We start from the raw sequence: 11,815 nt of genomic DNA on the forward strand, positions 1-11,815 counted from the left end.
AAACGTGGCTGGCGCCAGCGTGGCTGTAAGCTCCGCCCATGCCCGGAAAGCTCGGCAAGATCCACGACGTCGCCGAAGAACTGGCCCGCAACGCGGATGCGATCGCGAGCCTGACCGTGCTGGGCGCCGGGCGCTCGGTGCCGGCCCACGTCCACGCCAATCCCTACCTCGCCCTGCACATGCTGGGCGGCTACCGCGAATGCGACGAGGACGGCGAGGCGGCGATCGGCGGCCCCGCGGCGATGTTCTTCCCGGCCGGCTCCGAGCACCGCATGGCGATCGGCGCGCAGGGCCTGGTCACGGTCATCGTGGAGTTCGACGCCGACCGGCTGAAGCCCATCCTCGACGGCCGCCCGGACCCGCGCCGCGCCCGCCGCTGGATCGGCGGCGAGGTGGGCCGCCGCGCCAACCGGCTGGCCCGCGCCTGGCTGTCGGGCGCGGGCGGCGAGCGATGCTTCGCCATGACCGAGGCCTTCCTGAGATCGGCGCTGGGGCAGCCGTCGTGCCGCCCGGGGCCGCCCTGGCTGGACGAAGTCGAGGCCCTGGCCGCCGCGCAGGACGGCGCCGGGCGCCTGGACGCGCTCGCCGCCCGCTTCGGCGTCAGCCGGCCCTGGCTGGTCCGCGCCTACCGGCAGTGGCGCGGCGAAGGGCTCGGCGAGGCGGTCCGCCGCCGTCGCGTGGCGGCCGCCGCCATGCTGCTCGAAGACCCCGAAACGCCGCTCGCCGACGTCGCCGTCCAGGCGGGGTTCTGCGACCAGAGCCACATGAACCGGGTGTTCGTTCGCCTGCTCGGACGCACGCCGGGCGCCGTCCGGGCCGCGCGGCTCGAACTCTCCAGCCCGGCCGTCGCGCGCACACCTCTCGTCAACCACGTCGCTTAACGGGGGATTCGCCTCGCGGGCGGTAACTGGACGGCAGCACTCCCGTCGCCAGAAGGCCGCCGCTTCCCGTGTCCGAACGCGCCCCGAAGATCACCGAGCTCGAAGCCCGGGTGGCCGAGCTCGAGTCCGAGCGCGAGCTGACGCTGCGCCTGGCGCAGACCGACAGCCTGACCGGCCTGGTCAACCGCGGCGCCTTCACCTCGGCGCTCTGCGAAGGGCTGGAGCGCGCCGGGCGCGACGGCGGCCGCGTGGCGCTCTTCGTCGTCGACCTGGACCGCTTCAAGCACCTCAACGACAGCCTGGGCCACCACGCCGGCGACCTGTTCCTGGCAGAGATCGGCGAGCGGCTGCGCGCCGACGCCCAGCCCGGCGAGCTGGTGGCGCGCCTGGGCGGCGACGAGTTCGCTCTGATCTGCCCGCTCGGTGGGCCGAGCGCCTGCGACCCGCTGGTCCGCGCCGAGCGCCTGGTGCGCCTGCTCACCCTGCCGCACGCCATCTATGGCCGCCAGGTCTCGCCCGGCGCCTCGGTGGGCTTGGCGGTCTACCCGCACGACGCCACAGACGCCGGCGACCTGCAGCGCTTCGCCGACATGGCGCTCTACCGGGTGAAGCTGCAGGGCGGCCGTCGCTGGTCGGCCTTCGACGCCGAGCTGCGCGCCGAGAACCAGCGCCGCCGCACGCTGGAGGCCGAGCTGCGCCGCGCCATCCCGGCCGGCGAGATCGAGCCCTGGTTCCAGCCGGTGGTCGACAGTGCGACCGGCCGGATCATGGGGGTCGAGGTGCTGGCCCGCTGGCGCCATCCCGAACAGGGCCTGCTGGCGCCGGCCGCCTTCGTGCCGATGGCCGAGGAGCTGGGGCTGATCGGGCGCATCGACGCGGCGGTGTTCGAGGCCGGCTGCGAACGCGCCGCGGCGTGGGTGGCCGATGGGCTGATCGAGACCGTCGCCTTCAACGTCTCGCCGCGCGACCTTCTCGACCCCGCCTTCTCGCGCAAGCTGATCGGCCGGCTGGCCGCCACCCGCCTGCCCGCCACCGCGCTCACCGTCGAGATCACCGAGACCTTCCTGCTGCAGGACCTGGCGCTGGCGCGCCGCCACATCGAGCGGCTGAACGCCAAGGGCGTCTCCATCGCCCTGGATGACTTCGGCACCGGCTATTCCAACCTGCGCGCCCTGATGCACCTGCCGATCCAGACCGTGAAGCTGGACCGCTCGCTGATCGACGGCGTGGCCAAGGACCCCCGCGTCGCCAAGCTGGTGGGCTCGATGCTGCACGCGGCGCGCGCCCTGGGCGTCTCGATCGTCGCCGAGGGCGTCGAGGAGGAGGCCCAGGCGATCTTCCTGCGCGCCGCCGGCTGCGACCGTATGCAGGGCTACTACTTCGCCCGGCCCATGGCCGCCGACGCCATGGAAGCCCGGCTCTCCGCCCCGGCCATTCCGCTGCCGGAGGCGCCGCCGCTCACCGTCGAAACGCTGCGGCGCGCGCGGCGCTGACGCCGCAAGGAAATCCCAAGCTTTCCGAAAGCCGCCGCCAAACACTTCGCCGCCGCCGCCCGGCATCCTTCGCCTCAGTCCGGACCACCGTCCGGCGCGACAGAGGCGACCATGACCCACCTGCTCCCGAAGTTCCTGCTGGCCTGCGCCCTGGCGGCGATGGCCGCTGGTCAGCCGGCGTCCGCCGCGCCCAAACCCGCAGCCAGGCCCTGGGTCGTCCAGCCGCGCTGGGTGGCCGCCGAGGAAGGCTTCCTGGCCGGCGACGCCCTGCAGGGCCGCGGCAGCGCGACCCGCGACGAGGCCATCGCCGCGGCCTATGTCGCCGCGCAGTTCGAGAGCTTCGGCCTGACGCCCGCGCCCGGCCAGGCGGGCTTCTTCCAGACCGCCGATGTCGTCCGCCCGCGGCTGGATGGCCCGGCGACGCTCAGCGTGGACGGCCGGCCGGTCGCCGGCGCCACCCTGCTGATGGGCGCGGCCCGGGGCGTGAGCGGGCCCGCGACCCTCTTCACCTCGCCCGACGTGCTGGCCATGCCCGCCGCCGACATCGTGCTGGCCGCCTCGCCCGCCTCGCCGCTCACCCTGGGCCAGACCGCGCTCTCCAAGCACGTGAAGCTGCTGATCCTGCGCGAAAGCCTGCTGACCCGCGGGCTCGACCGGATCCAGGGCGGCCACCCGGAGATCGCCGCCTATCTGGCCGGGACCGAACCGGAGGGGACCGCGGTGGCCACCCTGCCGGCCGAGGCCTTCGACCGGCTGGCCGAGCGGATGTCCAAGCCCGGCGCGGCGCCGCAGCTCGCGGTGACCCTGGACGGCCTGACCCGAGAGGCCCGCGTCACCACCAACGCCATCGGCTACCTGGCCGGGCGCGATCCCAAGGCCGGCTATGTGATCGTCAGCGCCCACCTCGACCACCTGGGCGTGACCCGCGGCGGGGTGGTGATGCACGGCGCCAACGACGACGCCTCGGGCATGGTGGGCGTGATCGAGCTCGCCCGCGCGCTCGCCGCGCGCAAGGCCGCCGGCCATCCCCTGCGCCGCGGCGTGCTGTTCATCGGCTACGGCAGCGAGGAGATCGGCAAGTTCGGCTCGACCTGGTTCGCCGCCCATCCGGTGGTCCCCCTTGGCGAGGTGGCGGCCAACATCGAGTTCGAGATGATCGGCCTGCAGGACCCCAAGCTGGCGAAGGGATCGCTGTTCGTGACCGGCTCGGAGCGCTCGGACCTGTTCGCGGGCCTGAAAACCCATGGCGCGCCGGTGAGCCCGGACACCCATCCCGACCAGCACTACTTCGAGCGCTCGGACAACTTCCCGCTGGCCCAGGCCGGGGTCGTCGCCCACACCGTCGCCGGCTGGACCACGCCGCCCACCTATCACCAGCCCACCGACACCGTCGCCAACATCGACCTGCCGTTCCTGGCCGGCGCGATCCAGGCGATGATCGAGCCGGTGGCCTGGCTGGCCGACAGCGCCTTCCGCCCGCAATGGGCGCCGGGCGGGCGGCCGGAGAAGTAATCCCGGGTGTCATCCCCGAAAGCGCGCAGCGCTTGTCCGGGACCCATGAACTGCGAGATGGAGACGTGATCACGCCGCTCCCGATCCTGGATCCGAAAGTCCATGGGTCCCGGTCTTCGGCTGCGCCGAAACCGGGATGACACATCAAGGTGTTCTTTCTGCGGGGATCATCGGGGGAAGCCACATGCGCGCACTGATCCTGGCCGCCGCCATCCTTGCCTCGGCCACGGCGGCCCACGCCCGGCCCTGGAAGCCGCCGGCGCAGATCCCACCGCAGGGCAGCCTCACCGACGGCGTCTGGCTGAAGGGCGACCTGCACATCCACTCGCGCCACAGCACCGACTCCAGCAACAACCCGCTGCGCAAGATCCTGGCGCTCGCGGAGTCGGCGGGCATGGACTACCTGCTGATCAGCGACCACGACAACCACGTCCACGGCGACGTCGCCCACAACACCTGGGCCGACCCCGAGTACCGCTCCGACAAGATGCTGCTGCTCTACGGGGCCGAATGGACCACCCACCGCGGCCACGGCACGGCGATCTCGGCGGTCCCCTACGATCACCAGGCGCTCTACGACGTGGCCGACGACCGCGATGTCGAGATCGCCAAGGTCAAGAAGCGGCTGGGCGTCCACCTGTCGGCCAACCATCCGGGCACCCACGACGCCTTCGCCTTCTCCTACGACTTCGTGGATTCGGTGGAGTGCTGGAACTCGGCGGTCTGGGCCAACAACACCATCAACATGCACATCTGGGACGACATGCTGAAGTCGGGGCGCAAGATGCCCTGCCGCGGCGGCAGCGACAGCCACCACGGGACGCCCGACACCCCCGAACAGGCCACCCGGCTCAGCTACCAGGCGCCGGAGAACAACGTCGACACGCCCACCACCTGGGTGTTCGCCAAGGCCCGCACCCGCCAGGCCGTGGTCGACGCCCTGACCCACGGCCGGGTCTCGATCAGCGCCAACCCCTATGCGCCGCGCGTGGAGTTCACCGCCGACCTGAACGACGACGGCAAGGCCGACGCCATGCAGGGCGACAACGTCAAGCCCACCGGGCGGCCGGTGACCTTCCGTGTGCGGCTGGTCGGCGCCGCCGATCCCGCCGGGACCTACACCATCCGCGTGATCAAGGACGGGGCGAAGTTCCAGGAACTGACCGTGCCCGGCGCCAGGCCCGAGGTGAGCTTCACCGACACGCCGCCGACCACCGCGCGCGCCTTACTACCGCCTGGAGGTCGAGGGCCCGCCGACGCCCTATCCGCAGGTCCCGGGCTCGATGAAGCTCAGCGGCCGGATGATCGCGCTCTCCAACGCCATCTGCTTCAACTTCGACCCCGGCTTCTGATCTGGCCACCTGGGCGCGCCGATCAAGTCAGTACAATTTAAAATTGTATCTCGGGGACCGAGCCGGCGGCCGCGGCGCCTGTTGGGGGTCCGGCGGCTAGCCCGCTTCCGGGAAGCGATAGACCTCTGTCCCTGCGGAACAGACGATCCGATAGCTGTTGGGCGGAGAACGCTTGAAACTCGCGCCGGCATAGAGGATCGCCGCCTTCACCTTGGCTTCCTCTACGGTCTCGGCGTCCAGTTCGTGCTGCTCCCTATCCCCAACTCCGTCAAAGGGGGCGCCCGAGGGGGCGCCGAATTCCAGAATGAATCGAGGCAATTGGGATCCCCGCTGGTCCAAAGCGACTCACCTGTAGGCCAGCTTGCCCACCGAAGCGCGGAATGCAACCAGAAGGTTACAACCGCGACCGAACTCGCACATTTGGCGTATCCACGTTCTTCGATCGGCCGAGGCCCGCGGCCTTGCAAGGCCGCGATCGCCCAGGCCAAATGCCCGCCTGGCGACAAGCCCGGGGAGGATCGACATGGCGGCTTACGGATTGACGCGGCGCAACCTGCTGAGCGGCGTGGCGGCCGTGAGCGGCGCGGCCTTCGCCGCCCCGGTGCTGGCCCAGCGCAGGCTGTCGCCTAGCGACAGGGTCAATGTCGCGGTGATCGGGGCCGGCGGCCAGGGCGCGTCCAACATGGGCAAGCTGACCAGCCAGAACATCGTGGCCACCGCCGACGTGGACTACGACCACGTGCTGAGCGCCCTCAAGGACAAGACCGGCAATATCGCGCCCAGCAAACAGGCCCTTAAGGACGCCTACGACAAGGCCGAACGCTTCAGCGACTACCGCAAGATGCTGGACAGCCGGAAGGACATCGACGCCGTCCTGGTGGCCACGCCCGACCAGCACCATGCGGTGGCCGCGCGCATGGCCATGGAGCGCGGCAAGCACGTCTTCGTCCAGAAGCCCCTCACCTACACCGTCCAGGAAGGCCGCAAGCTCCTGGCGCTGGCCGACGCCAATCCCAAGCTGGTCACCCAGATGGGCAACCAGGGCCACTCCGGCGACGACGGCCGCCGCGTGGTCGAGCTGGTCCGCGCCGGCGTCATCGGCAAGGTCCACACCGTCTACATCTGGACGAACCGGCCGGTCTGGCCGCAGGGCGTCAACCGCCCGGCCGCCACGCCCGCGCCGGCCAGCCTGGACTGGGACCTGTGGCTGGGCCCGTCCACCGTCGGCTGGGGCTACAACGCCGCCTACGCCCACTTCAACTGGCGCGGCTGGACGCCGTTCGGCTGCGCGGCGCTGGGCGACATGGGCGCCCACCTGATCGACTTCCCGTTCTGGGCGCTGGAGCCCGGCCTGCCGACCCGCGTCGAGACCCGCCACACCCGCTGGCCCGGCAACGAGAGCCTCTGGGACATGAAGCAGCCACCCAAGCTCGAGGGCTTCCCGCTGGCCAGCGTCACCCACTACGAATTCGGCCACGCGAAAGACGGGCCGCTGACCTTCATCTGGTCCGACGGCGACCTGTTGCCCGCCCAGCCGGCCAGCTTCCCGCCGGGGCTGAAGATGAACCAGGAGGGCGGCGTCCTGTTCGTCGGGACCAAGGGCATGCTGATGCACGACACCTATGGCGAGAAGCCGGTGCTGATCGGCGCGGGCCTGACCGAGGCCGCCGCCAAGGTTCCGCAGAGCCTGCCGCGCATCCAGGGCAGCATTTCCGGCCACGAGATGAACTGGATCCGCGCCATCCGCGGCGAGGAGAAGATCTCCAATCCCTTCGAGTATGGCGCCCGGCTCAACGAGACCATGATCCTGGGCATCGTGGCCATGAAGAACGAGGACGCCATCCTGTGGGACGGCGCCGCCGGCCAGGTCACCAACAACCCCGCCGCCAACGCCTACCTGACCCGCGAATACCGCAAGGGCTGGGAGCTCTAGCGATGTCATCCCGGTTTTGCGCAACAAAGACCGGGACCCATGGACCCGGCGCGGCGGAGTGGGACTCAGACGGCGACACTATGCTGGATCGGCAACATCGGTGCTCATGGGTCCCGGTCTTCGGCGACGCCGAAACCGGGATGACACTCTGATTTCGGGACGAAGCGCCATGCGCCTCCTGCTCAACATCCTCTGGTTCATCTTCGGCGGCTGGATCTCCGGATCCCTATGGATTCTGGCCGGCTGCGTCTTCTGCCTGACGGTGGTCGGCATCCCATGGGCGCCCTCGGCCTTCCGCCTGGCCGGCTTCAGCTACGCCCCGTTCGGCAAGGAGCTGATCGACCGCCACGACGGCCCGGCGAGCTGCCTGCTAAACGTGCTCTGGCTGATCTTCGCCGGCTGGTGGCTGGCCCTGCACCACCTGGTGATCGCCGTGATCCAGTTCGTCAGCATCATCGGCATCCCCTTCGCCATGCAGCACCTCAAGCTGGCGATGGCCTCCCTGACCCCGGTCGGGAAAGAGGTGATCGTGGCCTACGACTACTGATGTCCGCGCGGCTCGTCCCGCTGCTGAGCACCGCCGCCCTCGCCTGGGCGTCCGCCATCCCGGCCGCGGTCCAGGCCCACCCCGACCACCTGCTGCCGCTCGGCGACGGCCACATCTCGACGACGCCCCAGCGCGGCTACGTCCTGGGCTGCCCGGCGAACCCTGGCGGACCCGGCGGTCCTCCAGGCGGCGGCGCCTTCCGCGCCGGCGAGTGGATCAAGGACGGTCATTGGGACCCGGACGCCAAGCCGGTGGTCGAAGGCCAGGTCGAATGGCCCAACGCGGCCATCACGATCAGCGTGGAAAACGACAAACGCGTCATCCGCGCCAACAGCCTGCCCAGGCACCCCACCGGCGAGTTCCCGATCAAGGCGGGCACGCGGGCCTACGACTACGACCGCAACCCCAACCATATCGCCGAGCGCCAGGTGCTGCTGACCCTGCCCGCCCAGCCCGTGGCCGCCGACCGGCCAGCCTGCGTGCCCATGGGGATGATCGGCTTCGCGGTCTCCGGCGTGGCGATCTTCAACGCCTTCGACGCCACCCTTCGCGACGCACCGGCCTATGAAATCCAGGACCGCTGCAACGGCCACCCGGAGCGCACCAGCCAGTACCACTATCACAACTGGTCGCCCTGCCTGGCCCAGGGGACCGGCAAGCCGGACCCGCAGGTCCCGGTGGGCTGGATGCTGGACGGCTTCCCGATCCTCGGCCCCTACGACGCCAAGGGCGTGGCGATCACCGACGCCGACCTCGACGAATGCCATGGTCGCACGGGACCGGTGAAAAGCGACGGCAGGACGGTGGTCACCTACCACTACCGCTTCACACTGGAGTTCCCCTACACCATCGGCTGCTTCAGGGGCGCGCCGGTGAGGCTGCCGCGTCCACAGGGACCGCCGCCGGATGGACGCGGTCCGCCGGGCGGCCGACCGCCGCCGTCCTAATCGCGTGTCATCCCGGAAAGGGCGCAGCCCTTGTCCGGGACCCATGGACTCCGATCCCTTCGGCAAACCCGCCGGCGCCGACGCCTATGGGTCCCGGTCTTCAGCTCCGCTGAAACCAGGATGACAGTTGGAGATACGCATGCCTTCATGCCGCGCCTTACCTTGGGGGAAGCTCACATGAACCGGATCGTCCTGGGCGCGATGGGCGTCGCCCTGCTGGCCGCCGCCGCGGCCGCCCAGACCAACTACGCCGCCGTCCAGATCAAGCCCACCGCCCTCGGCCACAGGACCTGGATGCTGGAGGGCAATGGCGGCAACATCACCGTCATAGCCGGCGACGACGCGGTGATCATGGTCGACACCCAGTTCGCCCCGCTGCACGACAAGATCAAGGCGGCCGTCGCCGAGCTCACGGGCAAACCAATCAGGTATGTGGTCGACACCCACCTGCACGGCGACCACACCGGCGGCAACCAGGCCTTCTGGATGGACGGCGCGACCATCGTCGGCCAGGACCTGCTGAAGAAGTCCATGGCCGAGGGGACCACCAACGCGCTCTCCGGCGCCAAGACCCCGCCGTCGCCGGCCAGCGCCCTGCCGACCATCACCTACGCCGATCGCATGTCGCTGTCGGTCAAGGGCCGCAAGGTCGAGCTGGTCCACATGCCGCACGCCCACACCCGCGGCGACACCGCCGTCTGGGTCCCGGACGCCGATGTCCTGGCCACCGGCGACATCGTCTCCACCGGCGGGCGCTACCCCAACATCGACGTGGGCGACGCCGGCGGCATCGAGGGCATGATCAAGGGCGTCGACGCCTATCTGAAGCGCGCCGACGCCAAGACCAAGATCGTCCCCGGCCACGGCGCCCTGATGGATCGGGAGGGCCTCAAGACCTACCGCCAGCTGCTGGTCGACGCCCGCGATTCGGTGAAGGCGCTGAAGGCCAAGGGGATGAGCGAGGACCAGGCCGTCGCCGCCAAGCCGCTGGCCGCCCCGATGACCGCAGGCAGCGTGCAAGCCCGCGCCGGCGCCACCGACCGCGCCAGCGATAACTTCGTGCGGCTGATTTACCGCAGCGTCGCCTAAGCCAAAATTCCCGTGTCATCCCGGAAAGGGCGCAGCCCTTGTCCGGGACCCATAAACCCCGATCCCGCAGACAGGTCCCGAACGGCGACGTTTTTGGATCCCGGTCTTCGCTCCGCGAAACCGATGACACTGCGCCTCAGTCCGCCGCCAGCATGCCCAGCAGCTTCACCCGGAAGATCAGCACGCTGTTGGGCGGGATCGGGCCCGCGCCGCGCGCGCCGTAGCCCAGCTCCGGCGGGACGTAGAGCATCCACTCATCGCCCACCTTCATCTTCGGGATGGCTTCCATCCAGGCCGGCACCAGGTCGCCCAGCGGCATCAGCACCGGCTTGCCGCGCGCGAAGGACGAGTCGAACACCTCGCCCGACACCAGCTTGCCCTCGTAGTGAACCTTGATCACGTCGCCTTCCTTCGGCGACGGGCCGCCGGCCGGGCCAGAGGCGATCACCTTGTATTCCAACCCCGACGGCAGGGTCTTCACGCCCGGCTCCTTGGCGGTCTTGGCCAGGAAGTCGGCGCCGGACGCGGCCGACGGCGGGGCGGCGGGCGCCTGGGCGGAGGCTGCGCCGCAGGTCGCGGCGACGGACAGGGCGGCGGCGGCGAAGAGAGGCAGGAAACGCGGCAAGGCAGGGCTCCGGGAACGGATGGAAAGGCCTGCGCGTCCCATACACGCTTTCGCCCCGCCCGCATCCCCCACGCGGCTGCGGCGAATGCGGGCGCCGTAGCCCTTAGGTATTCGTACGGAATGTTCGAATCTCGCGGATCACCCCATATCGTCATCGGAGCGCCGAACCTCCCCTCCAGTCCGGGAGGCTCCGGCCATCTTGGGGCGGCCGGGCGCCACGGCCGCCCCTTCCCATTTCCGGCCTCCATCCGGCCCGCCTGCGCGGCCATGCGTCGTCGCGACGCCCTTGTCACCGCAGCCGGCCACATCCTAGGTTTGCGGAGCTGGGGGCGACATGTTCAGGTGGATACTGGTTCTAGGCGTGGCGGCGTGGGGGTCCACGGCCATCGCCGCGGAGGCGGTGCGCTACGCCCCGCCGCCCGACTGGGTCCATCCCGCGCCCATCCCCGACATTCCGCCCGGCAAGGACGGCGCGGCGGTCCAGACCCTGCTGCTGGATTCGCAGAGCCGCTTCGGGCCTGACCGCGACGAGTTCTACGCGGAAAGCGCGGTGCGGCTGCAGACGCCACAGGGGGTAGCCTCGGCCGCCACCCTGCCGATCAGCTGGAGCCCCGACACCGAGACCGTCACGCTGCACCGCATGGCGATCATCCGCGACGGCAAGAGCATCGACCTGCTGGCCGGCGGCAAGAACGTCACCGTCCTGCGCCGCGAGGGCAAGTTGGAGCTGTCCATGCTCGACGGGCGGCTGACCGCCACCGTCCAGCCGGAGGGCCTGCGGGTCGGCGACATCATCGACATCGCCATGACGCTCGAACGCCACGACCCGGTCTTCCAGGGCCGCTCCCAGGCGCTGTCGATCATGCGGTTCCCCGGCGTGGCCGGCCGCGTGCGCCTGCGCGCCATCTGGCCGGCCGGGAAGCCGGTCGCCTGGCGCACCACCGAGGGCTTCCCCAAGCTCGTCGTCAGCCACCCGGACGGCGGCACCGAGGTGCTCGCCGATGGACAGGACCTCACCGCGCCGAAGCCGCCGGAAAACGCCCCGGAGCGGTTCAGCGAGGTCGGCGTCCTGGAGCTCAGCCAGTTCCAGAGCTGGGCCGAGGTCTCCGCCCTGATGGCCCCGCTCTACCGCAAGGCCGCGACGCTCGCGCCGGACTCGCCGCTGCACGCCGAGGCCGCCAGGATCCGCGCCGCCTCGTCCGATCCCAAGGCCCGCGCCGAAGCCGCCCTGCGCCTGGTCGAGGACCAGGTCCACTATGTGTCGCTGGCCATGAACTTCGGCGGCTATGTCCCCGCCGACGCGGACCTGACCTGGTCGCGGCGCTTCGGCGACTGCAAGGGCAAGACGACCCTCCTGCTGGCCCTGTTGCACGAGCTCGGGATCGAGGCCCAGCCGGCCCTGGTCAACACCACCGACGGCGACGCCCTGCCGCTAC

The 11,815-nt window shown here is 70.6% G+C and carries 11 protein-coding genes; 9 read left to right on the top strand and 2 right to left on the bottom strand.

What is annotated here, in order from left to right:
* Nucleotides 1–38 precede the first annotated feature (38 nt).
* The 4 genes from VGL85_RS06645 (at nt 39) to VGL85_RS06660 (ending at nt 5,279) form a co-directional block, all read left to right on the top strand.
* Nucleotides 39–881 carry an AraC family transcriptional regulator gene (locus VGL85_RS06645; RefSeq protein ID WP_331587284.1) on the top strand — a complete coding sequence of 281 codons (843 nt, stop codon included), beginning with the start codon at nt 39–41 and terminating at the stop codon, nt 879–881.
* A gap of 68 nt (nt 882–949) precedes the next feature.
* The gene (locus tag VGL85_RS06650; RefSeq protein WP_331587286.1) at nt 950–2,374 is read left to right on the top strand and encodes a bifunctional diguanylate cyclase/phosphodiesterase; all 1,425 of its coding nucleotides are present in this window, start codon (nt 950–952) and stop codon (nt 2,372–2,374) included.
* Nucleotides 2,375–2,485: 111 nt separating this feature from the next.
* On the top strand, nt 2,486–3,886 hold the full coding sequence (locus VGL85_RS06655; protein WP_331587288.1) for a M28 family metallopeptidase: 1,401 nt from the start codon (nt 2,486–2,488) through the stop codon (nt 3,884–3,886).
* 184 nt (nt 3,887–4,070) lie between these two features.
* A complete protein-coding gene (locus VGL85_RS06660) occupies nt 4,071–5,279 on the top strand; it encodes a CehA/McbA family metallohydrolase (protein WP_331587290.1) in 1,209 nt (402 codons plus the stop codon).
* 55 nt (nt 5,280–5,334) lie between these two features.
* Here the strand turns inward: VGL85_RS06660 and VGL85_RS06665 are convergent, their stop codons facing one another.
* Nucleotides 5,335–5,556: a hypothetical protein gene (locus tag VGL85_RS06665; protein WP_331587292.1), complete on the bottom strand. Its 222-nt coding sequence runs from the start codon at nt 5,554–5,556 to the stop codon at nt 5,335–5,337.
* A gap of 205 nt (nt 5,557–5,761) precedes the next feature.
* Here VGL85_RS06665 and VGL85_RS06670 point away from each other — a divergent pair, with 205 nt between their 5' ends.
* The 4 genes from VGL85_RS06670 (at nt 5,762) to VGL85_RS06685 (ending at nt 9,754) form a co-directional block, all read left to right on the top strand.
* Nucleotides 5,762–7,171 (top strand): Gfo/Idh/MocA family oxidoreductase, encoded by a 1,410-nt coding sequence (locus VGL85_RS06670; RefSeq protein WP_331587294.1) that lies wholly within the window; start codon nt 5,762–5,764, stop codon nt 7,169–7,171.
* 169 nt (nt 7,172–7,340) lie between these two features.
* Entirely contained in the window at nt 7,341–7,718 is a 378-nt protein-coding gene (locus tag VGL85_RS06675; RefSeq protein WP_331587296.1) for a YccF domain-containing protein, read from the top strand.
* Entirely contained in the window at nt 7,718–8,665 is a 948-nt protein-coding gene (locus VGL85_RS06680) for a YHYH protein (protein ID WP_331587298.1), read from the top strand. Before VGL85_RS06675 ends, VGL85_RS06680 begins: the two co-directional genes overlap by 1 nt.
* 177 nt (nt 8,666–8,842) lie before the next feature.
* Nucleotides 8,843–9,754, top strand: coding sequence for an MBL fold metallo-hydrolase (locus VGL85_RS06685; RefSeq protein WP_331587300.1), 912 nt, complete (start codon nt 8,843–8,845; stop codon nt 9,752–9,754).
* A gap of 136 nt (nt 9,755–9,890) precedes the next feature.
* On the opposite strand, the gene VGL85_RS06690 is transcribed toward VGL85_RS06685, so the two are convergent.
* Nucleotides 9,891–10,379 (bottom strand): FKBP-type peptidyl-prolyl cis-trans isomerase, encoded by a 489-nt coding sequence (locus VGL85_RS06690; RefSeq protein ID WP_331587302.1) that lies wholly within the window; start codon nt 10,377–10,379, stop codon nt 9,891–9,893.
* Between the two features lie 334 nt (nt 10,380–10,713).
* Here VGL85_RS06690 and VGL85_RS06695 point away from each other — a divergent pair.
* The coding region (locus VGL85_RS06695; protein ID WP_331587304.1) for a DUF3857 domain-containing protein at nt 10,714–11,815 on the top strand (1,102 nt) is incomplete at its 3' end.

The organism is Phenylobacterium sp., assembly GCF_036501465.1.
In the GTDB taxonomy this organism is placed as follows: Bacteria; Pseudomonadota; Alphaproteobacteria; order Caulobacterales; family Caulobacteraceae; genus Phenylobacterium.